The 24,597-nt window shown below is 68.5% G+C and carries 21 protein-coding genes; 13 read left to right on the top strand and 8 right to left on the bottom strand.

Translation table 11 applies throughout. The features are described 5' to 3' along the window. Positions 1-234 precede the first annotated feature (234 nt). The 3 genes from AB4Z37_RS08985 to AB4Z37_RS08975 are packed head-to-tail and all read right to left on the bottom strand — an operon-like array spanning position 235 to position 3,919. On the bottom strand, positions 235-1,287 hold the full coding sequence (locus AB4Z37_RS08985) for a substrate-binding domain-containing protein (RefSeq protein WP_441516363.1): 1,053 nt from the start codon (positions 1,285-1,287) through the stop codon (positions 235-237). A 58-nt stretch (positions 1,288-1,345) separates the two neighbouring features. Further along, positions 1,346-2,410: an ABC transporter permease gene (locus AB4Z37_RS08980; protein ID WP_441516362.1), complete on the bottom strand. Its 1,065-nt coding sequence runs from the start codon at positions 2,408-2,410 to the stop codon at positions 1,346-1,348. Beyond that, the gene (locus AB4Z37_RS08975; protein WP_441516361.1) at positions 2,411-3,919 is read right to left on the bottom strand and encodes a sugar ABC transporter ATP-binding protein; all 1,509 of its coding nucleotides are present in this window, start codon (positions 3,917-3,919) and stop codon (positions 2,411-2,413) included. Positions 3,920-4,209: 290 nt separating this feature from the next. On the opposite strand from AB4Z37_RS08975, the gene mtnK reads away from it, so the two are divergent. Both mtnK and mtnA read left to right on the top strand, forming a co-directional pair. Further along, the gene (gene mtnK / locus AB4Z37_RS08970; RefSeq protein WP_441516360.1) at positions 4,210-5,481 is read left to right on the top strand and encodes an S-methyl-5-thioribose kinase; all 1,272 of its coding nucleotides are present in this window, start codon (positions 4,210-4,212) and stop codon (positions 5,479-5,481) included. After that, positions 5,478-6,572: an S-methyl-5-thioribose-1-phosphate isomerase gene (gene mtnA / locus AB4Z37_RS08965; protein WP_441516359.1), complete on the top strand. Its 1,095-nt coding sequence runs from the start codon at positions 5,478-5,480 to the stop codon at positions 6,570-6,572. The genes mtnK and mtnA overlap by 4 nt, the downstream gene beginning before the upstream one ends. Before the next feature lie 333 nt (positions 6,573-6,905). On the opposite strand, the gene AB4Z37_RS08960 is transcribed toward mtnA, so the two are convergent. Then, positions 6,906-7,124: a DUF1127 domain-containing protein gene (locus AB4Z37_RS08960; RefSeq protein ID WP_441516358.1), complete on the bottom strand. Its 219-nt coding sequence runs from the start codon at positions 7,122-7,124 to the stop codon at positions 6,906-6,908. A gap of 107 nt (positions 7,125-7,231) precedes the next feature. Between AB4Z37_RS08960 and AB4Z37_RS08955 the strand changes: the two genes are divergently transcribed. Then, positions 7,232-8,572 carry an aminotransferase-like domain-containing protein gene (locus AB4Z37_RS08955; protein WP_441516357.1) on the top strand — a complete coding sequence of 447 codons (1,341 nt, stop codon included), beginning with the start codon at positions 7,232-7,234 and terminating at the stop codon, positions 8,570-8,572. Between the two features lie 15 nt (positions 8,573-8,587). Here the strand turns inward: AB4Z37_RS08955 and AB4Z37_RS08950 are convergent, their stop codons facing one another. Both AB4Z37_RS08950 and AB4Z37_RS08945 read right to left on the bottom strand, forming a co-directional pair. Further along, positions 8,588-9,928 (bottom strand): sensor histidine kinase, encoded by a 1,341-nt coding sequence (locus AB4Z37_RS08950; RefSeq protein ID WP_441516356.1) that lies wholly within the window; start codon positions 9,926-9,928, stop codon positions 8,588-8,590. Then, entirely contained in the window at positions 9,928-10,653 is a 726-nt protein-coding gene (locus AB4Z37_RS08945; RefSeq protein ID WP_441516355.1) for a response regulator, read from the bottom strand. The genes AB4Z37_RS08950 and AB4Z37_RS08945 overlap by 1 nt, the downstream gene beginning before the upstream one ends. Before the next feature lie 229 nt (positions 10,654-10,882). On the opposite strand from AB4Z37_RS08945, the gene AB4Z37_RS08940 reads away from it, so the two are divergent. The 4 genes from AB4Z37_RS08940 to AB4Z37_RS08925 all read left to right on the top strand — a co-directional run bounded on the left by AB4Z37_RS08940 (position 10,883) and on the right by AB4Z37_RS08925 (position 16,525). After that, entirely contained in the window at positions 10,883-11,722 is an 840-nt protein-coding gene (locus tag AB4Z37_RS08940) for a DUF3313 domain-containing protein (protein ID WP_441516478.1), read from the top strand. Positions 11,723-11,769: 47 nt separating this feature from the next. Beyond that, positions 11,770-13,221 carry an efflux transporter outer membrane subunit gene (locus AB4Z37_RS08935; protein ID WP_441516354.1) on the top strand — a complete coding sequence of 484 codons (1,452 nt, stop codon included), beginning with the start codon at positions 11,770-11,772 and terminating at the stop codon, positions 13,219-13,221. Between the two features lie 167 nt (positions 13,222-13,388). Beyond that, the gene (locus AB4Z37_RS08930) at positions 13,389-14,552 is read left to right on the top strand and encodes an efflux RND transporter periplasmic adaptor subunit (RefSeq protein ID WP_441516353.1); all 1,164 of its coding nucleotides are present in this window, start codon (positions 13,389-13,391) and stop codon (positions 14,550-14,552) included. A gap of 5 nt (positions 14,553-14,557) precedes the next feature. Beyond that, positions 14,558-16,525: a MacB family efflux pump subunit gene (locus AB4Z37_RS08925; protein ID WP_441516352.1), complete on the top strand. Its 1,968-nt coding sequence runs from the start codon at positions 14,558-14,560 to the stop codon at positions 16,523-16,525. A 31-nt stretch (positions 16,526-16,556) separates the two neighbouring features. On the opposite strand, the gene AB4Z37_RS08920 is transcribed toward AB4Z37_RS08925, so the two are convergent. Further along, positions 16,557-17,678: a DUF5938 domain-containing protein gene (locus AB4Z37_RS08920; protein WP_441516351.1), complete on the bottom strand. Its 1,122-nt coding sequence runs from the start codon at positions 17,676-17,678 to the stop codon at positions 16,557-16,559. Between the two features lie 31 nt (positions 17,679-17,709). Continuing rightward, positions 17,710-18,513: an SDR family NAD(P)-dependent oxidoreductase gene (locus AB4Z37_RS08915; protein ID WP_441516350.1), complete on the bottom strand. Its 804-nt coding sequence runs from the start codon at positions 18,511-18,513 to the stop codon at positions 17,710-17,712. A 360-nt stretch (positions 18,514-18,873) separates the two neighbouring features. Here AB4Z37_RS08915 and AB4Z37_RS08910 point away from each other — a divergent pair, with 360 nt between their 5' ends. The 6 genes from AB4Z37_RS08910 to AB4Z37_RS08885 all read left to right on the top strand — a co-directional run bounded on the left by AB4Z37_RS08910 (position 18,874) and on the right by AB4Z37_RS08885 (position 24,452). Beyond that, positions 18,874-19,497: a TetR/AcrR family transcriptional regulator gene (locus tag AB4Z37_RS08910; protein ID WP_441516349.1), complete on the top strand. Its 624-nt coding sequence runs from the start codon at positions 18,874-18,876 to the stop codon at positions 19,495-19,497. A gap of 247 nt (positions 19,498-19,744) precedes the next feature. Continuing rightward, positions 19,745-20,944 carry an amino acid ABC transporter substrate-binding protein gene (locus tag AB4Z37_RS08905; protein WP_441516348.1) on the top strand — a complete coding sequence of 400 codons (1,200 nt, stop codon included), beginning with the start codon at positions 19,745-19,747 and terminating at the stop codon, positions 20,942-20,944. Between the two features lie 214 nt (positions 20,945-21,158). Beyond that, the gene (locus AB4Z37_RS08900) at positions 21,159-22,025 is read left to right on the top strand and encodes a branched-chain amino acid ABC transporter permease (protein WP_441516347.1); all 867 of its coding nucleotides are present in this window, start codon (positions 21,159-21,161) and stop codon (positions 22,023-22,025) included. Then, positions 22,025-22,990: a branched-chain amino acid ABC transporter permease gene (locus tag AB4Z37_RS08895; RefSeq protein WP_441516346.1), complete on the top strand. Its 966-nt coding sequence runs from the start codon at positions 22,025-22,027 to the stop codon at positions 22,988-22,990. Before AB4Z37_RS08900 ends, AB4Z37_RS08895 begins: the two co-directional genes overlap by 1 nt. After that, complete coding sequence (locus tag AB4Z37_RS08890; RefSeq protein WP_441516345.1) at positions 22,987-23,739, top strand: ABC transporter ATP-binding protein; 753 nt, start codon at positions 22,987-22,989, stop codon at positions 23,737-23,739. Before AB4Z37_RS08895 ends, AB4Z37_RS08890 begins: the two co-directional genes overlap by 4 nt. Beyond that, on the top strand, positions 23,736-24,452 hold the full coding sequence (locus AB4Z37_RS08885; protein WP_441516344.1) for an ABC transporter ATP-binding protein: 717 nt from the start codon (positions 23,736-23,738) through the stop codon (positions 24,450-24,452). Before AB4Z37_RS08890 ends, AB4Z37_RS08885 begins: the two co-directional genes overlap by 4 nt. Positions 24,453-24,597: the final 145 nt, after the last annotated feature.

Genomic DNA, 24,597 nt, shown 5'->3' with positions numbered 1-24,597 from the left:
GTCATCACCGGGCCGGCGCGACAGCGCCGAGACCCGGTGATCCAGTTTCAAGAGCTTGCATTGCACGGTGAGAAAGCTGGATGCGCGGGTCAAGCCCGCGCATGACGCCTGTCAGAAGTGAGACGCATCGATCAAACAAAAAGGGCGGCCCATGGGGCCGCCCTTCTGCTTGATCGATCCGAGAGCGCGCGATCAGCAATCAAGTGCGTGATCGCGTGTCGAGCGCGTCAGCGCTCACTTCTTGCTCGGCAGCGGGATCCAGGCTGGCACGGCGACGTCGGCATGGGCGAACTGCGGCAGCTTCACCGCGAGTTCTTCCATGTTCTTGATGTCGGCGCTCTTGAGCTGGGCCTGGGTGATCAGGGTCGGCGGCACCACGACATTGTGCCCGGGGTCCTGCCCGGCGAGCAGCATGGCGAGGGCGCGCACCGAGACCTGGCCGACGACGGCCGGGTTGGTCGCGGCGGTCGCAGCCCAGGCGCTGTTCGGCTCGCGCATCGCAGCGATGTCCGAGGTCGAGATGTCGGCCGAGTAGATCTTGATCTTGGTGGAGAGGCCGGCCTCGTCGACGGCGATCTTCACGCCCTTGGCGAACTCGTCATAGGGCGCGAACATCACGGTGATGTCCGGGTTGGCGGTCAGCACCGAGCGCGCCTGGTTGGCGACGGAGTTGGCGATCGGGTTGTCCATGGTGCCGAACATCGCCGCTTCCTTGATGCCCGGATACTTCTTCTTGACGCCGACCCAGGTCTCGTTGCGACGGTCGAGCGGCGCGATCCCTGCGACGTAGACATAGCCCGCCTTGAAGCTCTCGCCGTTGTCCTTGATCGCCTGCTCGAGGGCAAGGCGGGCGAGGTCGCGGTCGGACTGCTCGATCTGCGGGATGTCCTTGTTGTCGACATTGACGTCAAAGGCGACGACCTTGATGCCGGCCTTGACGGCGCGGGCGGCGGCTTCCTTCATCGACTCGGTCAGGCCGTGCTGGATGATGATGCCGTTGACGCCGAGCGCGATCGCCTGGTCGACCATGTCGGCCTGCAGGGCCGCGTCCTGGCGGCTGTCGAACACGCGCAGGTCGACGCCGAGCGCCTTGGCCTGCGCCTCGACGCCGGAGAGATAGGACTGGAAGAAGTCGCCGGTCGAGAGATAGCGCACCAGCGCGATCTTGACCTTGCCGGGATTGTCGAACGGCTTCGGCGCGCCGTCGGCGAAGGCGCCGGTGGCGAGGGCCGTGGCGCCGATCAGGCCGAGCGCGAGCCGGCCGAGTGTCCTGCGTGTCGTCTGCATTCTTGTCTCCTCCACAAAAAGTTTGGATCGTCGTTGGTTGGAAAAAGGACGCGCCGCCCTAACGGCGACGGCGCGACAGCGAGAAAGTGAAGACGAGCGCGATCACCAGCACCGCGCCCTTGATGAAGTCCTGGGTGTAGTAGGGCGCGTTCATCATGGTGAGGCCCTGCAAGAGCACGCCGACGAACAGCGCGCCGACGGCGGTGCCGAGCGCGTTGGGCTTGGCGGCGCCGAGCACGGCGAAGCCGATCAGCGCGGCGGCGACCGCGTCGAGCAGCAGGTTGTTGCCGGAGGCGATGTCGCCGCGGCCGAGGCGGGCGGCAAGGAGAATGCCACCGATCGAGGCGAACACCGCCGAGATGACGTAAGCGAAGATCTTGTAGGCCTTGACCGGCGCGCCGGCGAGTTCGGCGGCGCGCTCGTTGGAGCCGACCGCGTACATCATGCGGCCGAAGCGGGTGTATTCGAGGAAGAACCAGATCAGCACCGCGAGCGCGAGCAGCACCACCACCGACACTGGCACGAGATTCGGCAGGATGAAGTCGAGCCGCTGGCGGCCGAGGGCGAGGAAGGCGGGGCTGAAGGTGCCGGTGGCGACGCTGCCGTCCGGCAGGGTCATGCCGGTGGCGATCGAGCGCCCCTCGGTCGGGATGCGCTGCAGGCCGAGCAGCAGGAACATCATGCCGAGCGTCGCCAGCAGATCCGGCACGCGGGTGTAGACGATGAGAAAGCCGTTGATCAGGCCGATCAGGATGCCAATGGCGAGACACACCATGGTGGCGGTCAGGGCGTCGCCGCCGAGAATGACCATGACATAGGACGACGCCATCATCGCGGTGGTGGCGACCGAGCCGATCGACAGGTCGAAGCCGCCGACGACCAGCGTCGCGGTGACGCCGAGGGCGAGGATGCCGGTGATCGACACCGACTGCAGGATGAACACGGCGCTCTGCGGCGAGGCGAAGCCGTTGGTCTTGACAGAGAAGTAGACGATAAGGCCGGCGAGCAGCAGCAGGAAGCCGTAGCGGATCGCCGCATCACGCAGGTTGAAGCCGGCGGCGGCGAGGGGCGGCACGATTTTCGCGGGCTCGGCGCCAGCGGTCTTGGTGTCTTGTGTCGTCATTCAGGTCATCGTTCCATGCCGGCCGGCGATCTCGGCCAGCAACTTGTCCACATTGATTTCCGCATTGCGGTGCTCGCCGACGATCGTCTGCTCCGACATCACCAGGATGCGGTCGGCGATCTCGAAGGCTTCGTCGAGTTCGGTGAGGAACACCAGCGTGGCGCGGCCCTCGGCCGACGCCCGCAGCTTGCCGGCGATGTCGCGGCGCGCGGCGATGTCGACGCCCTGGAATGGCTCGTCGAGGATCAAAAGCCGTGCCGGTTGGCTCAGCCAGCGCGCCACCATCACCTTCTGCTGGTTGCCGCCCGACAGGGTGTCGAGCTCGTCACGCTCGCTGCGGCAGACGATGCCGAGCGATGCGATCTGCGCCCGTGCCTGCTGGCGCTCAGTGCGGCGGCTGGTGACGCCGAGCGTCGACAGCCGCGGCAGGAACGGCAGACTCATGTTCTCGAAGAGATTGAAGGTCGGCACGATGCCGCTGGCAGCGCGGTCCTTGGCGACGAGATAGACGCCGCGCGTGATCGCCTGCTGGGAGCTGCGCGGCGCGTATGCCCTGCCGTCGAGCCGCATGCGGCCGCCCGCCGGCTGGCGCGCGCCGAACAGCGTCTCCGCCAGCGCGGTCTTGCCGACGCCGACAAGGCCGGTGATGGCGACGATCTCGCCGTCGCCGAGCGCGAGCGTGAATGGCGCGGTGGACGGGCCGAGCTGCAGGCCGTCGCCCTGGAAGATGGTGTCGCCGGCATCGCGCACGGTGACGCCGCCACGGCTTACGGTCTTGCCGAGCATGGCGTCGACGGCGCCCTCGTAGTCGAGATCGGGGCCGTCGAAGCGCCCGGTGATGCGGCCGTCGCGCAGGCTGACAATGCTGTCGGCGAGGCGGCGGATGTCCGACATACGATGGGAGATATAGAGAATGGCGACGCCGCGCGCCTTGAGGCGCTCGACCACCTGGAACAGCCGTTCGGCTTCCGCGCTCGACAGCGACGAGGTCGGCTCGTCGAGGATCAGCACCTTGGGCTCGTGCGCCATCGCGCGCGCGATCGCCACCATCTGGCGGTCGGCGAGGACGAGGTCCGCGACCTTGGCGGAGAGGTCGAGCGTCAGCCCCATGCGCTCGGCGACCTTGCGCGCGTCCTCGCGCACGCGGCGCGGATTGAACAGCAGCCGGGAGCCGCGCCCGTTCAGGCGGTCGAGCGTGAGGTTGGTGGCGACGTCGAGGTCAGCGACCACGCCGTCATTGATGTTCTGGTGCACGGTGACGACGCCGGCACGGATGGCGTCGGCTGGCGAGGCCGGTGAGAAGTCCTGATTGGCGAGGGTGATATGGCCGGCGTCGCGCGTGTAGACGCCGCTGACGATCCGCACCAGCGTCGACTTGCCGGCGCCGTTGGCGCCCATCAATGCGGTGACGGTCCCCGCATGCAGTTCGAGGTCCACGCCCCCGAGGACCTGGATCCTGCCAAACGCTTTCCGCAATCCGTCGACCCGGAACACGGGCTTCTCGTTCATTGTGTTCCTCCCAGCGGCCAGGATGCTAGGCGGTCGCCTCGTCAAATGTCAAGTCGATTGACATTTGCCAGAATTGGCCACATCAAAGGTGAGGCGCGTTGGCAATCGCCTGCGTGCCGGCGTTTCGTTGGAAGGGAATCCTCACGTCTCGCGCATGGCGTCGCGGTCGCGGCTGGCCATGGCGGCGCGAGCTCCGTCCCGCGCAACGGCGCGACGCTTCGCCGGTACAGCCGGCGAGGCGGTCGCGGCATGAGGTCAAACCCAACGAAGGACAATCCGGGGAGAACGACATGGGGGAGACGAAGGCATTCGAGGCCCTGACGCCCGACACCCTGCCGCAGCGGCTCGGCAGCCTGCCGGCCCTGAAGGACCGGATCGGCGCCGACACCACGCAGTGGCGCGTGCGCGAAGTCGGCGACGGCAATCTCAATCTGGTGTTCATCGTCGACGGCGGCGCCGGCAGCGCCATCGTCAAGCAGGCGCTGCCTTATGTGCGCCTCGTCGGCGAGAGCTGGCCGCTGCCGCTCAAGCGGACCTTCTTCGAGTATCACGCGCTGGTGCGTGAGGGCGAGCGCGCGCCGGGCATGGTGCCGCAGATCTTCCACTTCGACGCCGGCCAGGCGATCATCGTGATGGAATTCCTGTCGCCGCACATCATTTTGCGGCGCGCCCTGATCGAGGGCCAGCAACTGCCGAAGATCGGCCGTGACCTCGGCCTGTTCGCCGCGCGCACGCTGTTCCGCGGCTCCGACTTCGCCATGGAGGCGCGCAAGCGCAAGGAAGACCTCGCGCTGTTCGCCGACAATGTCGAGCTCTGCGACATCACCGAGAACCTCGTGTTCTCCGATCCCTATTACGAGGCGAAGCTCAACCACCACACCTCGCCGCAGCTCGACGGCCTCGTCGCCGAGCTGCGCGCCGACCGCGACCTCAAGGTCGAAGCGCAGAAGCTCAAGCACCTGTTCGCGACCAGGGCCGAGACGCTGCTGCATGGCGACCTCCACACCGGCTCGGTGATGGTGACGCCGCAGGACACCCGCGTCATCGATTCCGAGTTCGCATTCTACGGGCCGATCGCCTTCGACGTCGGCATGATGCTGGCGAACTTCTGGATGAGCTACTTCTCGCAGCGCGGCCATGAGGCGAACGGCAGCCGCGACGCCATGCGGGCCTACCTGCTGGGCGTGGTCGAGGAGATCTGGGCGACGTTCCGCGACGAGTTCTCGCACCTGTGGCGCACCGAGCGCAGCGGCATCCTCTACCAGCGCGCGTTGTTCGAGGATCGTGACGACGCGCTCGGCGCCGAGCAGGCACTCGACCATGTGCTGCACGACATCTGGGTCGACCTGCTCGGCTTCGCCGGCGTCGAGATTCATCGCCGCATTCTCGGGCTCGCGCACAACGCCGACTTCGAGACCATCGGAGACGTCGAGCTGCGCAGCCGCTGCGAAGCCAGCGCACTCAAGTTCGGGCGCCACCTCGCTGTCAACCGCAGGCATATCCACAGTCTTGTCGAGGTGCACGGCCTCGCGCAGCGCCTCGAGAAGGAGACCGTGATTTGAAAGTCGGAGATCGTCACTACCACACCATCTGGCTGAACGACGACGGCCACTCGGTCGACATCATCGATCAGCGCTGGCTGCCGCACGAGTTCCGTGTGGTGACCTTGCGCACGCTCGATGACGTCGCCGCCGCGATCAGCGAGATGTGGCTGCGCGGCGCGCCGCTGATCGGCGTTGCCGCCGCCTACGGCATGGCGATCGCGATGCGCGGCGATGCCAGCGATGCGGCGCTCGATGCTGCCTGGGACAAGCTGCACGAGACGCGGCCGACCGCGATCAATCTGCGCTGGGCGCTCGACGAGATGCGCCGTGTGCTGCGGCCGCTGCCGGTCAGTGAGCGCGCCGCCGCCGCCTACCGCCGCGCCGGCGAGATCGCCGAGGAGGACCTCGCGCTCAACCGCAACATCGGCCTCAATGGTCTTGCGATCATCCGCGAGATCGCCGCGCGCAAGGCGCCGGGCGAGCCGGTCAACATTCTGACCCACTGCAACGCCGGCTGGCTCGCCACCGTCGACTACGGCACCGCGACCGCGCCGATCTATCTCGCGGTCGAGGCGGGCATTGCGGTGCATGTCTATGTCGACGAGACGCGTCCGCGCAACCAGGGCGCCCAGCTCACTGCGTGGGAGCTCAACGGCCATGGCGTGCCGCACACCCTGATCGTCGACAATGCCGGCGGCCATCTGATGCAGCATGGCGACGTCGACATGGTGATCGTCGGCTCCGACCGCACCACCGCCAACGGCGACGTCTGCAACAAGATCGGCACCTACCTGAAGGCGCTCGCCGCCAGGGATAACGACGTGCCGTTTTACGTGGCGTTGCCGTCGCCGACCATCGACTGGACGGTGCATGACGGCGTCAAGGAGATCCCGATCGAAGAGCGCAACAGCGCCGAGGTCACCTTCGTGCAGGGCCGCAACGCCGACGGCGCCATCGCCAGCGTGCGCATCGCGCCCGACGGCAGCCCGGCGGCGAATCCGGCGTTCGACGTCACGCCGGCGCGGCTGATCACCGGCCTCATCACCGAGCGCGGCGTCGCCACGGCGTCACCGGCGGGATTGAAGGCGCTGTTTCCCGAGCGCGCGTAAGGCGCGCTCGAAGGCGCGCGTTGGGGCCTCATCCTTCGAGACGCCCGCTGCGCGGGCTCCTCAGGATGAGGAGTGATGCGATGGCGCGCCGCGCAGCAGCGGCCTCAATGGAGCTGCGTGCCGAGTGCGTAGTCGCGTAGCCCGCATGAGCGCGGCGACATGCGGGATTGTCGTGCACTGACCCGGGTGTCGCTTCGCTCATCCGGGCTACGGTGCTGAATGGAGCTCGCATCAAGCACGCAGTGCTTTCCCCTCATGGTGAGGAGCGGCCCGCAGGGCCGCGTCTCGAACCATGAGGCCGAAAGCCGCGTTCAGTTCCGTGCGCCCACAGCCTCACGCCTGCCAGAACGGCTTGTGCGCCTCGGTGCGCACACGCTCGACGTTCAGGCCGACATCCCGCAGTTGCTCGGCGCTGAGGTCGCGCAGGTCGTGGCGGGTGCGGTTGCGTTCCAGCCACAATGTCGGCAGCTCGATCCAGCCGCGCACTTTGCGGATCCACGACGCGTGCCAGAGGCTGAGGGGCTTGGACGTGCGGAATGGAGCGGAGCGCATGGTCGGTCTCGGGGTTTGTCAGTGAGGGCGCGAGGTTTTCGATTGCCCTATCATCAATGCTCCGATACATATCTCGGTGCAATCTTTTCATTGCACCGGGTGCAATATTGTCGAAGAGCCAGTACACCGCCCTCGTCGAGGAGGTCGCCGACGCCATCGCCGCAGGCACGCTGAAGGCGGGCGAGCGGCTGCCGCCGCAGCGCATCTTCGCCTACGAGAAGGGCATCGCGGCCTCCACCGCCGGGCGGGTCTACAGCGAGCTGCTGCGCCGTGGTCTCGTGGTCGGCGAGGTCGGGCGCGGCACCTTTGTCGCCGGCCGCAACCTCACGCCGTCGATCGTCCGCGGCGTGCCGCAGGAAGGCCGCATCGATCTCGAATTCAATTTCCCGACCGTGCCGGCGCAGGCCGAGCTGCTGGCGAAGTCGCTCGCCGGCCTGCAGCGCGCGGCCGCGCTCGCGGACGCGCTGGGACCGCTGACCCAGCGCCGCCTGACGACGGCGCGCGGCGTGTCAGCTTCCTTTCTCGCCACCGCGCACTGGCGGCCCGACCCCGACAGCTTCGTGTTCTCGGGCAGCGGACGGCAGTCGATCGCGGCGGCGATCTCGGCGGTGGTGCCGGTCGGCGGCCGGCTCGCGGTCGAGGCCGTGACCTATCCGATGATCCGCAGCATCGCCGCGCGCCTCGGCGTCGGCATCGTGCCGATCCCGACCGACGCCGAAGGCCTGCGGCCCGACGCCATCGCGCGCGCCCATCGCAGCGGCGCGATCTCGGCGGTCTATGTCCAGCCGGTGCTGCAGAACCCGCTCGGCCACACCATGTCGCCGGCGCGCCGCCAGGAGTTGCTGCGGCTCGCGGACAAGCTCAACCTCGTGATCATCGAGGACCTCGTCTACGGCTTCCTCGCCGACGATCCGCCGCTCGCCGCGCAGGCGCCGGAGCGCTGCCTTGCCATCGACAGCCTGTCGAAACGGCTGGCGCCGGGCGTCGCGGTCGGCTTCATCGTCGCGCCGAAGCCGCTGCAGGATCGTCTCGCCACCGTGGTGCGCGCCGGCACCTGGTCGGTGACGCCGCTCGCGCTCGATGTCGCTGCGCGTGCGATGGCCGACGGCACTGCCGCCGAGATCGTGCGGCTGAAGCGCATCGATGCCCGTGAGCGCCAGCGCATCGTCTCGACGGGCCTTGCCGGTCATCAGCTTGCCGCGGATCCGCGCACCTATCACGCCTGGCTGACGCTGCCGGATCACTGGTCGTCCGACGCCTTCGTCGCGGCGGCGGGGCGCCGCGGCGTCGCGGTGACGCCGGGGCGGGCGTTCGCGATGACCCCGACCCATGCCCCCAACGCCGTGCGGCTCGCGCTCGGCCTGCCGCGCCATGACGAGCTTGCGGTCGCGGTGCAGCGGCTGCGCGCGCTGGTGGAGAGCCACGACGAGGCCGACGTCACCGAGTGACGCTCGCCATGTGGCTCAGGGCAGCACCGGGGCCGCAGGCAGGCGCAGCCGCACGATCAGTCCTCGTGGCTCCGCCGCTGCGAGGCTGATGTCGCCGCCGTGCCGGCGCAGGATGTCCTGCGCGATCGACAGGCCAAGCCCGAAGCCGCTGCCGTCCTGCGGCCGCGCGCCCTCCGCCTTGAAGAACGGCGCGAGCACCCGTTCGCGATCGCCTGCCGCGATCCCGGGGCCGTCATCGGCGATCGCGATCACGACGGCATCATCCGCAGTGAGCGCGAGCGTCACCGTCACCTGCCGGCCGTGCTTGACGCCATTGTCCACCACATTGGTGATCGCGCGGGTCAGCGCCAGCGGCCGGCAGCGCCAGGCGAGCCGCGCGGGGCCGACATAGCTCACCGCATGACCCATGTCGGTGAAATCCGAGCACACGGTCTGCACCACGCTCGGCAGGTCGATGCGCGACACCGGCTCGCGCCGCGCGTCGTCGCGCAGGTAGCACAGCGTGTCGTCGATCATATGGCCCATGCGGGTGAGGTCCGTGAGCATGCCGTCGCGCAAGGCATCGGGCGCGACGCGCTCGGCGCGCAGCCGCAGCCGCGTCAGGGGCGTGCGCAGGTCGTGGCTGATGGCGGCGAGCACGCGGGTGCGGTCGTCGAGCAGGGCGCGGATGCGTGCGCGCATGTCGTTGAGGGCGTCGACCAGCAGCAGGATGTCGCGCGGGCCGCGCCGCGGCAGCGCGGCGGCGTCGTGCGGCGTGCGGCCGAACGCGGCGGCGGCGGCCGCCATCCGCATCAACGGCGCGGCGATGCCGCGCGCGGCATAGGCGGCGAGCAACAGCAGCGTGACCAGCACGATTGCCAGCAGCAGCAGGGTCGGCGCCATCAGTGCCGGCCAGATGCTGGCCGCGGGAATGCCGCCGAAGACCAGGGCCTGGTCGTCGTCGAGGCGGACTACGGTCTGCGGGCCGGCGGCGGCCGGATCGCGCAGATCGTTCAGCACCACGATGCCGGGCAGCGATGTCAGTTGCTGCAGCGCAAGGCGCGTCGAGAACGGCGGATGCGAGGTTGCCGCGGGCACCAGTGCCGCGATCGGACGGCGCGTGACGGTGAAGCCGGCGCCGCGAACCACGGCGAGGAACGCGTCCCTCTCCGCCGCTGTCCGTGCGGCGCGGGCAAACCGCGTGACATCGGCCATGCGGGTGATCAGGAAGGGCGGGCTGTCGTCCGGCGGCGAGAGGCCGAGCAGCATCAGCGTGACCGCGATCACCGCGGCGATGCCGAGCAGCATCGACGTCGCGGCGAGCGCGGTGATCTGGGTTGCGATACGCCACGACGTGATGCGGCGGGCGAGCGCCATCACGCCGGCTCCACCGGCCGGGCCAGCATGTAGCCGCCGAGCCGCACCGTCTTGATCAGCGCGGGATCGCGCGGGTCGGTTTCGATCTTCTGGCGGATGCGGCTGACATGGACATCGATGCTGCGCTCGATCGAGCCGGCCTGGCCGCCGTGGACGATGTCGATGAGCTGTTCGCGCGACAGCACCTGGCCGGGATGCCGGCAGAAAGCGAGCAGCAGCTCGAACTCGACACTGGTCAGTACCACGCGGATGCCGGTGGGGTCACGCAGCTCGCGCGTCGCCGGGTCGATGCGCCACCCGGCAAATGACAGCGATGGCATCCGGGCCTGGTTCGGGCCGCCTTCGGCGCGCCGCAGCAGCGCTCGAATGCGGGCGACGAGTTCGCGGGAGTTGAACGGCTTGGTGACATAGTCGTCGGCGCCGATCTCGAGGCCGACGATGCGGTCGAGGTCCTCGCTGCGCGCGGTCAGCATCAGGATCGGGATTGGCGACGCCGCACGCAGCCGGCGGCAGATGCTCAAGCCGTCCTCGCCCGGCAGCATCACGTCGAGCACGATGAGATCGGCGCCATCGCGTGCCAGCACCGCATCCATCTCGCGTGCCGAGCCGACATGGCCCGGTGCAAAGCCGCCGTCGATCAGCACGTCTGCCAGCATGCGCGCGAGCTCATGGTCGTCCTCGACGCAGAGGATACGCGCTTTCGCCGGAATTGAGCTGGTGAGCATCGCTGACCTCCCGTCGCCGGCATCCGCCTGATTTGTGGCCGCATCGTGATGTGGCCGGCGCGCGCCGTTTTTGTCGCTGCGCGCGCCAATGACATCATGTTCACGACAGAAAAGTCTCTTAACATCACTTCACATCGGGTCCTGCTGCGAAAGGATAGGTTGGCGCCGCGATCAATCGAAGGGTGCCATGGCGATCTCGTGGAACATTGTCATCAACGTTGCGTCGCGGATGTCGGCATCCGCGTGCGTGCCACAGTTCATGCTGGCGGGGATCGCGATCGGCGCGCTGTCCGGCTGTGCCAGCGCGCCGATGACGAGAGGAGGATCATTGTCGTCCTATGAGCGGTTGAAGCCGTCCGATGGGCTGCTGACCAAGTCGCTGCTGCATGTCGACAAGGAGCAGGTGCTGGCCGCCAGGAGCGTGCGCATCTGGCCGACGGTGTTCGCACCCGGCGCATCGCCGCAACTGTCGGAAGAGCAGCGCCGCCTGGTGGCGAATCTCATCGATCGCGCACTGTGCGGCGGCCTGAGCGAGCGCCTGCGGATCGTCGGCCCCGACGAGCCGGCCGACCTGACCACGCATGTCAAGGTGACGCAGGCCGCGCCGACCGACGAAATGGCCGCCGGCGCATCGAAGGTTGCATCGATCGTGCCGTCGGCGCTCGGCGTCAGGGTGCCGATCCCCCGGATTCCGATCGGTCTCGGCAGTCTCACCGTGGAGAGCGAGGCGCAGGACGCCGCCGGGCATCAACTGGCCGCGATGGTGTGGGCGCGCGGCGCGAACTCCTTCACCAATTCCCCGAAGGTGTCCGCGGTCAGCGACCCTTATGATCTCGGGTCGTCGTTCGCTACCGACTTCAGCCAGATGCTCGTCACCGGCACGACGCCGTTCGGTCAGCCGCCGCGCCTGCCGTCGCTGGAATCGATCGGGACGTCGCTGGGCGGGCAGCCGAAATATGCCGCCTGCGAAGCCTTCGGCCGTGATCCCGGGCTGGTCGGCATGATCGCCGGCAATGTCGGGCTGCCGCCGGAGTGGTCCGACAAGGGAGCTGCGACGAACCCGCCGTGATGTCGATATCGATGCTGCGCCGCCTGACCGGACGGCGCCAAGGACGAATGCTCATGGTCTGGCTTGCGGCCATGCCGCTGCTCGGCGGCTGTGCCGTGGGGCCCGACTACGTGCCTCCCGCGCTGGAGCTGCCGGTGCATTGGAGCGCAGACAAGCCCGCTGTTGCGACCGCGCCGCTGCAGCTCGGCGCATGGTGGCGCCGGCTCGGCGATCCCTTGCTCGACCGTCTGGTCGCCGAAGCGGTGACCGGCAATCCCGACGTCGCCGCGGCCAAGGCGCGCATCCGCGAGGCGCGCGCGCTGCGCAAGCAGGCCGTCGGCGCGCTGCTTCCCGTGATCGGCGGCTCGGGCGCGGCGAATGCCAATCGCAGCGCCAGCGGCGTGACGGAGATCGGGGCCACGACATTCAACCAGTTCCAGGCCGGCCTCGATGCGAGCTGGGAGCTCGACCTGTTCGGCGGCAACCGCCGTGCCGTGGAGGCGGCGACCTATGGCGCGGAAGCGGCGGAGGATGACCTGCGCGCCACGCTGGTGACGCTGATCGGCGACGTTGCGGCGACCTATGTCGACGCGCGCGGCTCTCAGGCGCGCGCTGCGCTGGCACGCCGGGCGGCGGCGTCGCAGCGCGAGACCGCGGCGCTGACGCGCCGGAAATTCGAGGCCGGCACGGCGGGGTCGGTCGATCTGGAGAAGGCGCTGGCGCTGGCGGCGAGCACCGAGGCCACGATCCCGAGCCACGAGGCTGCGCAGGCGGAGGCGATGCACCGCATCGGCGTGCTGCTGGGGCGTGATCCCACCGCGCTGGTGCCGCAGCTTGCGGCCGCGGGGCGGATTCCGGCGCCGCGCCTGCCGTTGCCGAAGGGCATCCCGGCCGACGTGCTGCGGATGCGGCCCGATGTGCGCCGCGCCGAGCGGCAGCTCGCACAGCACACAGCCAAGATCGGGCAGGCGGAGGCCGCGCTCTATCCCAGCGTCAGCCTGACCGGCTCGGTGTCGACCACGGCGCTGCGGATCGGCGACCTCGGCCGCAGCTCCACCATCGGCTGGTCGATCGGGCCGACCCTCAGCGTGCCGATCTTCAACGGCGGCAAGCTGCGCGCCGCGGTCGAGATTGCCCAGGCGCAGCGCGACCAGCGCTTTGACGCGTGGCGCGGCGCGGTGCTCACGGCGTTGCAGGACGTCGAGACCTCGACCGTCGCGCTCGCCCAGGAACGGGTCCGCGGCCGCAGCCTCATCGAGGCAGCGCGCCGCTACCAGACGGCGCTGAAGCTGTCGCGCGCGCTGTACGAGACCGGGTCGACCAGCTTTCTCGATACGCTCGACGCGGAGCGCTCGCAATTCTCCGCCGAAGACGCCCTGCTGCAGAGCCGTGTCGCGGTGGCGAAGGATTACATCGCCCTTGCCAAGGCGCTCGGCGGCGGCTGGGACGGCGCCGTCGACAGCACCACACCCGATGTCGTGGACGCGAACACCGGCCCGCGGCCGGCGCTCCAGTTCTAGGCGACGCAACGCGGACACCAGCCATGCCACGCATTCAGGACATCGCAAGACTTCCCGACGATCGGCGGGCCCGCCCCACTGATCCCGCGCCGCGGCCGTCGGCGGAAGCGCCGCAGCCGGGGATCGCACCGTCACGGCAACGGCCGCGGCGACGTTGGCTGTGGGCCATGCTGATTCTCGGCGGCCTCGTTGTCGGGGGCTGGCTGCTGCGGCATTGGTTCGGTCCGGCGGGGCCGGCGAACCTGGTCACGGCGCAGGTGACCGTGGGCGACGTCGAGCAGACCGTGCTCGCCGCCGGCACGCTGAAGCCGGCGCGGCTGGTGGCGATCGGTGCGCAGGTGTCGGGGCGCCTGGTGGCGCTGAAGGTCGCGCTGGGACAGCAGATCAAGGCGGGCGACCTGATCGGCGAGATCGATTCCCTGCCGCAGGAGAACGCGCTGCGCACCAGTGTCGCCTCGCTCGACAATGCCCGCGCCCAGCGCCAGGAGAAAGAGGCGACGCTCGCCCTCAACGAGGCCTGGCTGAAACGCCAGCAGATGACGCTGGCGCAGAACGCCTCCTCGCGTGCCGACTACGACACCGCGGAAGCCAATGTGAAGACCGCGCGGGCACAGATCGCCCAGCTCGACGCCCGCATCATCGAGGCGGAGGTCGCGGTCGAGACCGCGCGGATCAATCTCGGCTACACCCGCATTCGCGCGCCGATCGACGGCACCGTCTTGGCCATCGTCACCCAGGAAGGCCAGACGGTGAACGCGGTGCAGTCGGCGCCAACCATTGTCGTGGTCGGGCAGATCGACACCATGACGGTCCGCACCGAGATTTCGGAAGCCGACGTGGTGCGGGTGAAGCCGGAGCAGCCGGTCTATTTCACCATTCTCGGCAATCCCGGTCATCGCTATCAGGCCACGCTGCAGTCGATCGAGCCGGCGCCGGAGTCGGTCAAGACCGACAGCAGCTTCACCTCGTCGGCGACCGCGGCGGCTGCGACGTCGTCGTCGACATCAGCGGCCGTCTACTACAACGGCGTGTTCAGCGTCCCCAATCCCGATGGCCAGCTCCGCACCTCCATGACCGCCGAGGTGCATATCGTGCTCGGCGAAGCACGCGGCGTGCTGACCGTGCCATCCGCCGCACTGGAGGCGCCCGGCGCCGACGGCAGCGCCACCGTGAAGGTGCTCGGGCCGACCGGCGTCGTGACGACGCGCACGGTGAAGGTCGGCCTCAACAACAAGATCACCGCGGAGATCCGCGACGGGCTGAAGGCCGGCGAGACGGTGGTGACCGGGACCATCCCGGATCCGTCGATCAAGCCGCTGCCGAAGGGGTGACGGCGATGTCGCCGCCGCTGATCGCGCTCGACAACCTGCGCCGCGACTATGTCTCGGGCGGCGCGACCGTCGCCGCGCTCGCCGGCGTCAGCCTCACCATCGCCGCCGGCGAGATGGTGGCGATCGTCGGCACGTCCGGCTCGGGCAAGTCGACGCTGATGAACATCCTCGGCTGCCTCGACCGGCCGACCTCCGGCAGCTACCGGATTTTCGGCCGCGAGGCGTCGGCGCTCGATCCCGACGAACTGGCGGCGCTGCGCCGCGAGCATTTCGGCTTCATCTTCCAGCGCTATCACCTGCTCGGCGAGCTGAGCGCGGCGGGCAATGTCGAGATGCCGGCGGTCTATGCCGGCGTGCCGCCACGGCAGCGCGAGGACAAGGCCGCCGGGCTGCTGGAGCGGCTCGGACTGGCGCCGCGGCGCGGCCATCGGCCCGGCCAGCTCTCCGGCGGCCAGCAGCAGCGGGTGTCGATCGCGCGCGCGCTGATCAACGGCGCCGACGTCATCCTCGCCGACGAACCGACGGGCGCGCTCGACAGCCGCAGCGGCGAGGAGGTGCTGCGCATCCTCGATGAGATCCACGCCGAGGGCCGCACCGTCATCATCGTGACCCACGACATGGCGGTGGCGCGCCGCGCCCGGCGCATCATCGAGCTGCGCGACGGCGTCGTGGTGTCGGATCGTCCGAATCCGGATCACGCGGCAGCGGCCGCGCCGGTCTCCGCGCCGCGCCGGGCCGCGTCCGCTTCCGACCGTCCGCCCTGGAGCGCGACCTTCGATCGGTTGCGCGAGGCGCTGCGCATGGCGCTGCTGGCGATGAACGCCCACCGCCTGCGCGCCTTCCTGACCATGCTCGGCATGATCATCGGGGTCGCCTCGGTGGTCTGCGTCGCCGCCCTCGGCGCCGGCGTGCAGGACAAGGTGCTGGCCAACATCAACAGCCTCGGCACCAACACGCTGGAGATTTTTCCGGGCAAGGATTTCGGCGACGTCCGCGCCGGCCGGATCAAGACGCTGGTGCTGGCGGACGCGCGGGCGCTGGCGCAGCAGCCGTTCGTCGCCGCCATCAGCCCGACGGTCACGACCACCAGCACGCTGCGGGTCGGTTCGATCGAGGTCAATGCCCAGGTCAACGGCGTCGGCGAGCAGTATTTTCGCGTGCGCGGCACCCAGCTCGCGGAGGGCGCCTTCCTCGATGCCGACGGCGTGCGCGCCTATGCCCAGGACGCCGTGATCGACGACAGCGCCCGCAAGGCGCTGTTCGGCGATGATCCCGCGAGCCCGGTCGGCCGCGTCGTGCTGGTCGGCCGCGTGCCCTGCCGCATCGTCGGCGTCACCCGCCAGCAGCAGAGCGGCTTCGGCTCGAGCGCCATGCCCACCATCTATCTGCCCTACACCACGGTGCAGTCGCGCTTCCTGCGCGACATGGCGCTGCGCAGCATCAGCGTGCGCGTCGAGGATCGCACCCCGACCGCCATCGCCGAGCAGACGGCCACCCGCGTGCTGACCGAGCGCCACCCCGCCAAGGACTTCTTCATCCTCAACACCGACGATGTCCGCCGCACCATCGAGAGCACCACGTCGGCGCTGACGCTGTGCATCGCCGCCATCGCGGTGATCTCGCTGCTGGTCGGCGGCATCGGGGTGATGAATATCATGCTGGTGTCGGTGTCCGAGCGCATCGCCGAGATCGGCGTGCGAATGGCGGTCGGCGCCCGCCGCACCGACATCCTGCAGCAGTTCCTGATCGAGGCGGTGCTGGTGTGCCTGATCGGCGGCCTGCTCGGCATTGGTCTCGCGCTCGGCTTCGGCGCTGCGTTCAACGCCTTCGATGTCGGCTTCAGCCTGATCTACTCGCCGGCCTCGATCGTCACCGCGTTCGTCACCGCGACGCTGATCGGCATCGTGTTCGGCTATTGGCCCGCGCGCAACGCCTCGCGGCTCGATCCGGTGGCGGCACTGTCGCGGGAGTAGGGGCGGCGCGGTGTCGCGCCGCCCGTATGCGTCAGGAATGCACGGTGAGGATCGGGTTCATCACGAGGCCAAAGCTGCGCAACTGTCCCAGCAGCTCGCGATGGCCGAACGCCTGGCACGCCGAGGCGAAGCCCGCACGCTTCGGCGCTGTCTGCAGCAGCGAATAGGCCGCATAGGCCTGCAGCAGCCCTGTCTGCTTGTAGTTGCAGACGCCGTGAATGACGCAGTGGGCGCGGCCGAGCGGCCCGGAGGCGTGCACCGAATCCAGCGAGGTGTTGATCCGCGGGTTCTCGCGGGGCGGCATGCTGGCCTGCACCGAGGCGGCGATCTCGGCGAGGGCTGCCTCCTGCTGCTCCGGCGGCAGTGGCTTGATCTTCGCCTTGACCATCTGCTGGGTCTGCACCACGCCCTCCATCACTTGGCGGGCGAACACGCCGCCGATCACCTTGCAGTTGGCGACGCGCGGATCGTTCTTGAACCACACCGGATGGGAGGTGCCGCCCCATGGCACCGCGATGGCGCCTTCATGCTGGCCCGGCACGCTGACCTCGAAGTTCGCGGTCGGGTCCCACTCCACGTACTTGTTCTGCTCGAGGTAGTACCACTTGGCCTTGAGGATGGTGAAGATGGTCTGGGTCGAGGCGTAAGTGGGAAAGCCCTTCCACAGCACCAGGATGTCGAGGGTGTCGAGGCCGGGCGTTTCCAGGCAGATGTTCGCGGCGATCTCGCCGGTGGTGTACATCTGGGCGATGCCCGGCGACAGCAGCAGGCCCTTCGCGCCGAACGTCTCGCCCCAGCGCTGCTGCGCATGCAGCACCCAGTCCTGCTCGCCGGTGGTGTCGGTGTAATGGCAGCCGGCGGCGAGGCAGGCTTCCACCACGGTGTCGGCATACTTGATGAAGGGGCCGACCATGTTGCTGACCACCTTGGCGCCCTTGAACAGGCTGGTCAGCGCCTCGACGGTGTGCTCGACCTGCACGACCTCGTAGTCGGCGGTCTCGATGCCGGGGATCTTGTCGACCACCGCCTGCACCTTGGCCTTGTCGCGGCCGGCGGCGATGAACGGGATGTTGTACTCGCGCAGGTACTCGCAGACGAGGCGGCCGGTGTAGCCGGACACGCCGTAGACGACGACGGGTTTCTTGTCGCTCATGGAATTCTCCTCCCTGTATTGCGGTTCGTGATCAGGTGCCCATGCCGCCGTCCACCGGCAGGCCGGCGCCGGTGATGCAGCTCGCTTCGTCCGAGCACAGGAACACGACGGCGTCGGCGACGTTGCGCTGCTCGCACAGCCGGCCCAGCGGCGTCTGCGCCAGCACCATGGCGACCGCGGCTTCCACGTCCGGGGCGAGCCCGAATTTGACGATCTCGTTGGCGAGGTTGATGCCCATCGCGTTGGCGATCAGCCCGGGATAGACGCAGTTCACCCGCACGCCGTAGCCGAGCTTGCCGGCTTCCACCGCGCCGATCCGCGTCATGCGATCGACCGCGGATTTCGAGGCCGAGTAGCCGGCGATGGCGGGAAAGGCGATGGTGGCGGCGACCGACGAGATGTTGACGACGGCGCCGCCGCGGCCGGCCGCGCCGCCGGGACGCATGGCGCGGAATGCGTGCTTCATGCCGAGCGCGACACCGACTACGTTGATGTCGAACATGCGCTTGAGGTCCTCGGCGCTGACGTCGATCAGCGGCGCGGCGATCTCGATGCCGGCATTGTTGACGAGAATGTCGTAGCCGCCGAGTTCGGCGACGGTGGTCGCGACGGCCTTGTCCCACTGCGCGTCGCTGGTGACGTCGAGCGCCACGAAGCCGCAGGTGCCGCCGTTCTGCGCGATGGTCGCGGCCGTCGCGCGGCCCTCTTCAGCGAGGACGTCGCCGATCATCACCGCCGCGCCGGCCTTCGCCAACGCCGCGGCGAGGTCGGCGCCGATGCCGCGGGCGCCGCCGGTGACGAGCGCCTTTCGTCCTGCAAGCCTTTGTCCAGACATGTCATTTCCTCCGTTACGATCGTTGGTGATGGGCAGCCGTCCGCGGTCCGGCCGTCGAGGCCGGTTGCGCGGGGGATGTCGATGTCGCGAGCAAGACGTCACGAAAGGCCTCGATCGAGGCCTTTGCCGCCGAGCCCTCCCCGGAACGGGGCGCGTTTCCTTGACAGTTGTCAAAATTGATTTTGACAGACGTCAAACTAAAACTTGACAGTTGTCAAGATAAAGCTGATGCCCTCATCACAAGAGGATTGCGAAGCCGGCACGGGATCGTCACAGTCTCGGACCTGGCGGCAGATGGATGCGGGGCGAAAGCGAACCCCGCGGCCGGAAGGGTGGATGGCGAGGGGAATGACGCGGCAGATGAGTGCGAAGGACCGGGTCGCCGACGTGGTCGAGGCCCTGCGCGAGGAGAAGTTCAACGCCCGCCGCATCGAGCTTGCGGAGGCAGCGCTCGCGACCCTTGGCGAGCTCGGCTATGCCCGCACCAGCCTGCGAGAGATCGCGCAGAAGTCCGAGTTCACCCACGGCGTGTTTCACTATTACTTCGCCGACAAGCTCGACCTGATCTGCTGCTGCGTGCGCCACTACAAGGCGAAGTGCGTCACGCGCTACGACGAGGTCACGGCCACCGCGCGCAGCCGTGAGGCGCTGCTGGAAGGCTTTGCCAGCAAGCTCGCCGAGACGCTGCGCGACGACGCCAGCATGCACCGCCTGTGGTACGACCTGCGCGCCCAGGCGCTGTTCGAGGACGCGTTCCGCGGCGACGTGCTGGAAATCGACCAGAGCCTCGAGAACATGGTCTGGCGCATCGCCTCGCGCTACGCCGAGCTCGGTGGCAAGACGCCGGTGGTGTCCCCCGGCGTGCTCTATGCGCTGTTCGACGGCCTGTTCCAGCGCTATCTGCTCAAGCATCTCGCCGACGATGCCAGTGCCGTTCCCGACATGGTCGCCGAGGTGAAGCGGCTGCTGCCGTCGATCTGCTGAACCGCCCGGCAGCCATGCCAGGCGCCATCCCTGCGGCAGGCTGCCGCAGACACGGCGCAAGCGCAGCACGAAGATCAATCTATTCTGGCGTGCAGGAAGAATGTCCTCTGGTGGCGCGCGATTGCAGCGCGTCGCTTTCAAGATTTACGATATCGGCGGCAGGACTTTGCTTTCTTGGCCGCGTTGATTGACTTCACATCAGGCGTCGCGGAGATCGGAACTTCGACGACAATGGAGTTGATCAAGAATGACAATGCTTCGCTCACTGGCGGCGGTCGCCCTCGCGGCAACCACGCTCTCGCTTTCGGTCGCGCATGCCGACGAGGTGCTGCGCATCGGCGCGCCGCTGCCGATCACCGGCGCGCTCGCTCCCGAAGGCGCCAAGCTGAAGCAGGGCTATGAGCTGTGGCAGGACAAGGTCAACGCCGCGGGTGGCATCAAGGCCGGGGCTAAGGCGTTCAAGGTCGAGCTGGTCTATTACGACTATCAGTCGACGACGCCGAAGGCGGTGCAGCTCGCCGAAAAACTGATCAGCGACGACAAGGTCGACTTCCTGTTCTCGCCGTTCGGCTCCGGCGCGGCCAAGGCGGTCAGCGCGGTGGCCGAGAAGTACGGCGTGCCGCTGCTCGCCTCCAGCGCGTCCTCGGCCGAGGTGTTCGACCAGGGCTACAAGAACCTGTTCGGCCTCTACACCGACAACTCGACGCTGAGCGAGCCGATCGCCGACCTGATCAAGGCCAAGGCGCCGGCGGTCAAGCGCGTCGCCATCCTTGCCCGCAACGATCTCTATCCGCTGTCGCTCGCCAACGAGTTCGAGAAGAGCGCCAAGAAGCGTGGCTTCGAGGTGGTGTATTTCGAGAAGTATCCGATCGGCACGCTGGACCATTCCTCGGCGCTGACCCAGCTGCGCGCCGCCAAGCCCGACTGGGTGGTGGTGACCGGCTACATCAACGACCTCATCCTGGTGCGCAAGCAGGCCGGTGAGCTCAAGGTCGGCGGCCAGATCTACACTCTGATCAACGGCCCGGCCTATCAGGAGTGGATCGACGCCGTCGGTCCGCTCGCCGAGAATGTCACCACGGCAAGCTGGTTTCATCCGGTGCTGAACTACAAGAGCGAGGACGTGTTCGGCTCGACCCGCGCCTTCGTCGACCAGTTCAAGGCCAAGTACGGCAGCGAGCCGGACTTCACCCAGGCCTCGGGCGCCGCCGTCGGCGTCATCCTGCAGCAGGCCGTCGAGCGCGCCGGCAGCAAGGACCGCGCCGCGGTGCGTGAGCAGCTCGCCAAGGGCGGCTTCAAGACCTTCTTCGCGCCGGTGTCGTTCGGTCCGACCGGGATCGCCAATTCCTATGTCCCGCCGGTGTACCAGATCCAGCAGGGCAAGGTGCAGGTGGTCTACCCCGCCGACATCGCCACCGGCGAATTCCGCGCCGCGCCGGCGAACTGACACGGGCGGCTGTCCCGCGCCAGCAATCCTCATGGTGAGGAGCGGCCCGTAGGCCGCGTCTCGAACCATGAGGCCTGGCCGGCCCGGCCGGCAACGCCTCGGCCTCATCCTTCGAGACGCCCGCTGCGCGGGCTCCTCAGGACGAGGTGACAGCTCCCTCATGACGCCGCGCCGGTGATAGGCTGGCGCGGCGAAATCTTTTGAAGGTCCTGAAATGCTCTGGATACAGGTGCTGGTGAACGGCCTGGCGCTGGGCGGGCTCTATGCCTGCATCGCCGCCGGCTTTTCGCTGGTGTGGGGGGTGCTCAACATCATCAACATCCTGCACGGCTCGCTGATCGTGCTGGGCGGCTATCTCGCGTTCTTCGCCTATCACTACTGGGGCGTCAGTCCGTTCCTGTTCGCCCCGGTGGCGGGCCTCGTCACGTTTGCGCTCGGCTATGCCCTGCAGCGCGTCGCGATCAATCCGGTGATGGGGCGCCCGGTGCTGATCACGCTGGTGCTGACCTTTGGCCTGAATCTCGTCCTCGACAACGCCATGCTGGCGGCGTTCAAGGCCGACTACCGCAAGATCAACCTGCAGCCGCCGCCCGGCGTTCTCGAATTCGGCAGCATCATCCTGCCGGTCGATCGCGTCTATGCGGCCGGCGTCGGCCTGCTGCTGGTCGGCGCGCTGTGGCTGGTGCTGCGCTTCACCCAGCTCGGCCGCGCCATCATCGCCGTGCGCATGGACCGCGACGCCGCGGCGCTGATGGGCATCAACGTGCGCGCCACCTACGCGCTGGCGTTCGCGCTGGGAACCTTCATGGCGGGCTCGGCCGGCGCGCTGCTGGCGGCGATCCTGCCGGTGTCGCCGGTGTCGTCCGGCGGCTATCTCGGCAAGGCGTTCGTGATCTGCGTGCTCGGCGGCCTCGGCAGCATGCCCGGCGTCGTGGTCGGCGGCTTCGCGCTCGGGGTCATCGAGAGCTTTGGCGCGCTGGCGCTCGGACCGGAGAATGCGCTGACCATCTCCTTCCTGCTGCTGATCGTGCTGCTGATCGTGCGGCCGACCGGTCTGCTCGGGCGGCGGGGGTTCAACTGATGACCGGCCGCACTTTCGCATTCCTTGCCGTTCCCGTCGTCGTCGCCGGCCTCATCGTGTTCGGCGACAACTACCTGCTGCGGCTCGCCACCACGGTCGCGATGTATGTCGCGCTGGCGACTGCCTGGAATATCGTCGGCGGCTTCTCCGGCTATCCGTCGTTCGCTACCGCGGCGTTCTTCGGTCTCGGCGCCTATGCCGGTGGCATCGCGCTCAGCCACGGCGTGCCGCTGATCGCCGCGTGGGCCGGCGCCGGCATCGTCACGGCGCTGTTCGCGCTGCTGCTCGGCCTCGCCATCCTGCACCTGCGTGGCCACTACTTCGCCATCGGCAGCCTCGTCGTCGCCGACGTGCTGCGCGAGGTCACCAATTCATGGACGTCGCTGACCGGCGGAGGCATGGGCCTCAACGTGCCGCTCGTCGGCGGCAGCAGCACGGCCCAGGCCCAGCTGTTCCTCGTCGCCATGGCCACCGTTGCGGTGCTGGCGGTGCTCGCGGCGCTGTGGATCAGCGGCACGCGGCTCGGCGTCGCGCTGCGCTGCATCGAGCAGAACGAGGACGCAGCGCAGGTGATCGGCGTCGACACCCGCCGCGCCAAGGTCACGGCGTTCGCGATCTCCAGCCTGTTCATCGGCGCGGCCGGGGCGATCTACGCGTCGTGGACCACCTATATCGATCCGACCGACGTCTACGACGTGTCGCTGTCGGTCAAGCCGATCATCATGGCGCTGCTCGGCGGCGTCGGCACCATCATCGGGCCGGTGATCGGCGCGTTCGTGTTTCTGGGGCTCGAAGAGCTGATCTGGCGCAACAGCCTGGAATTCCATGCCGGCATCCTCGGCCTCCTCGTGGTCGCGCTGGTGCTGTTCCTGCCGGGCGGCCTGCGCGACCTGCGCGGGCGCGGCATCTGGTCGTGGCTGCGGCGCGCGCCGCCGGCAAAGGCTCAGACGGGAGACACGCCATGACCGCGCTGCTGACCCTCGACGACGTGTCGCGCCGCTTCGGCGGCCTGGTCGCCCTCGACGGCGTGTCGCTGAGCCTCAAGGCGGGCGAGGTGATCGGTCTCATCGGCCCCAACGGCGCCGGCAAGACCACCTTTGTCAATGTCGTCACCGGCGTGCTCAAGCCGAGCCGCGGCACCATCGTGTTCGACGGCCATCGCATCGACGGCCTGCGCCCGGACCGCGTGGCGCGCGCCGGCATCGCCCGCACCTTCCAGATCGTGCAGCCGTTCCCGCGCCTCTCGGTCCGGGACAACGTCGCCGCGGCGGCGCTATTCGCCGGTGGCCTTGCGACGCCCGCCGAGGCGGCGCGCGCCGCGGACACCCATCTGGCGTTCTGCGGCCTCACGCGCGAGGCCGACAAGCCGGCGGGATCGCTGACGCTTGCCGGCCGCAAGCGGCTCGAGCTCGCCAAGAGCCTCGCCGCGCAGCCCAAGCTGCTGCTGCTCGACGAGGTCAATGCGGGCCTCAACAGCGCCGAGGTCGACGACGCATTGCGCCTGATCCAGGCGATTGCCGGCAAGGGTATCACCGTGCTGCTGATCGAGCATCTCATGAAAGTGGTGGCGCGCGCCTGCAGCCGCCTCGTGGTGCTGCACCAGGGCCGGCTCGTCGCCGACGGGCCGACCGAGGCGGTGATGCGCGACGAGGGCGTGATCGAGGCCTATCTCGGCCGCCGCTACGCCGAACGCCAGAAGGGAGCGGGCATATGAGCAATCCTCTGTTGGAGGTGCGTGGCCTCGCCGTCGGCTATGGCGACGTGCAGGTGGTGTGGCAGGCCGACCTCACGGTGGCGCAGGGCTCGGTTGTGGCATTGATCGGCTCCAACGGCGCCGGCAAGACCACGATCCTGCGGGCATTGTCCGGCCTGCTGACGCCGTCCGCCGGCGAGATCCGGCTTGATGGCGCGGTCGTGCAGGCGACATCGCCGGTCGACATGGTGCGCCGTGGCCTCGTCCATGTGCCGGAAGGGCGGCGGCTGTTCGCCAGCCTCTCGGTGCACGACAACCTGATGCTCGGAGCCTATCTGCGCAGCGATCGCGAGGCCATCGCCCGCGACATCGAGCATGTGTTCGCGCTGTTTCCGCGGCTGCGCGAGCGGCGGCGGCAGGACGCCTCGACATTGTCCGGCGGCGAGCAGCAGATGTGCGCCGTCGGCCGCGGCCTGATGGCATCGCCGCGGCTGCTGCTGATCGACGAGCTGTCGCTCGGTCTTGCGCCGAAGGTGGTGGATGAGCTGATCACGGCGCTGCGCCAGGTCAATGCGTCCGGCACCAGTCTCCTGGTCGTCGAGCAGGACGTCGCCACCGCCCTCGAATTCGCCGATCATGCCTATGTCATCGACCAGGGTCGCACGGTGACCGGCGGCAGCGCCGAGGTCATCGGCCGTGACCCGGCCGTGCGTGCGGCGTATCTCGGGTTATGACGCGGCGACATGATGCCGCGCATGTTAAACTCGTCATGGCCGGGCAGGACGGTGCAAAGCGGATGTTCTGTGCGACCTTGATGAAGAGGTGAAGGCCCGGTTCTCTGTCTTCATTGAACGCCCGGGCTGCAGCTTGAGTGTCGCG

The sequence above is a fragment of the Bradyrhizobium sp. 2TAF24 genome (assembly GCF_052115025.1).
Taxonomy (GTDB): Bacteria; Pseudomonadota; Alphaproteobacteria; order Rhizobiales; family Xanthobacteraceae; genus Bradyrhizobium_A.
This window is presented reverse-complemented; position numbering and strand designations above follow the sequence as displayed.

Coding starts and splice junctions, on each gene's coding strand:
- AB4Z37_RS08940 (WP_441516478.1), top strand. CDS start 10,883: ATGTCGGCATCCGCGTGCGTGCCACAGTTCATGCTGGCGGGGATCGCG.
- AB4Z37_RS08885 (WP_441516344.1), top strand. CDS start 23,736: ATGAGCAATCCTCTGTTGGAGGTGCGTGGCCTCGCCGTCGGCTATGGC.
- AB4Z37_RS08905 (WP_441516348.1), top strand. CDS start 19,745: ATGACAATGCTTCGCTCACTGGCGGCGGTCGCCCTCGCGGCAACCACG.
- AB4Z37_RS08890 (WP_441516345.1), top strand. CDS start 22,987: ATGACCGCGCTGCTGACCCTCGACGACGTGTCGCGCCGCTTCGGCGGC.
- AB4Z37_RS08930 (WP_441516353.1), top strand. CDS start 13,389: ATGCTGATTCTCGGCGGCCTCGTTGTCGGGGGCTGGCTGCTGCGGCAT.
- AB4Z37_RS08895 (WP_441516346.1), top strand. CDS start 22,025: ATGACCGGCCGCACTTTCGCATTCCTTGCCGTTCCCGTCGTCGTCGCC.
- AB4Z37_RS08925 (WP_441516352.1), top strand. CDS start 14,558: ATGTCGCCGCCGCTGATCGCGCTCGACAACCTGCGCCGCGACTATGTC.
- mtnK (WP_441516360.1), top strand. CDS start 4,210: ATGGGGGAGACGAAGGCATTCGAGGCCCTGACGCCCGACACCCTGCCG.
- AB4Z37_RS08920 (WP_441516351.1), bottom strand. CDS start 17,678: ATGAGCGACAAGAAACCCGTCGTCGTCTACGGCGTGTCCGGCTACACC.
- AB4Z37_RS08900 (WP_441516347.1), top strand. CDS start 21,159: ATGCTCTGGATACAGGTGCTGGTGAACGGCCTGGCGCTGGGCGGGCTC.
- AB4Z37_RS08975 (WP_441516361.1), bottom strand. CDS start 3,919: ATGAACGAGAAGCCCGTGTTCCGGGTCGACGGATTGCGGAAAGCGTTT.
- AB4Z37_RS08980 (WP_441516362.1), bottom strand. CDS start 2,410: ATGACGACACAAGACACCAAGACCGCTGGCGCCGAGCCCGCGAAAATC.
- AB4Z37_RS08935 (WP_441516354.1), top strand. CDS start 11,770: ATGCTCATGGTCTGGCTTGCGGCCATGCCGCTGCTCGGCGGCTGTGCC.
- AB4Z37_RS08950 (WP_441516356.1), bottom strand. CDS start 9,928: ATGGCGCTCGCCCGCCGCATCACGTCGTGGCGTATCGCAACCCAGATC.
- AB4Z37_RS08910 (WP_441516349.1), top strand. CDS start 18,874: ATGAGTGCGAAGGACCGGGTCGCCGACGTGGTCGAGGCCCTGCGCGAG.
- AB4Z37_RS08915 (WP_441516350.1), bottom strand. CDS start 18,513: ATGTCTGGACAAAGGCTTGCAGGACGAAAGGCGCTCGTCACCGGCGGC.
- AB4Z37_RS08960 (WP_441516358.1), bottom strand. CDS start 7,124: ATGCGCTCCGCTCCATTCCGCACGTCCAAGCCCCTCAGCCTCTGGCAC.
- AB4Z37_RS08945 (WP_441516355.1), bottom strand. CDS start 10,653: ATGCTCACCAGCTCAATTCCGGCGAAAGCGCGTATCCTCTGCGTCGAG.
- AB4Z37_RS08985 (WP_441516363.1), bottom strand. CDS start 1,287: ATGCAGACGACACGCAGGACACTCGGCCGGCTCGCGCTCGGCCTGATC.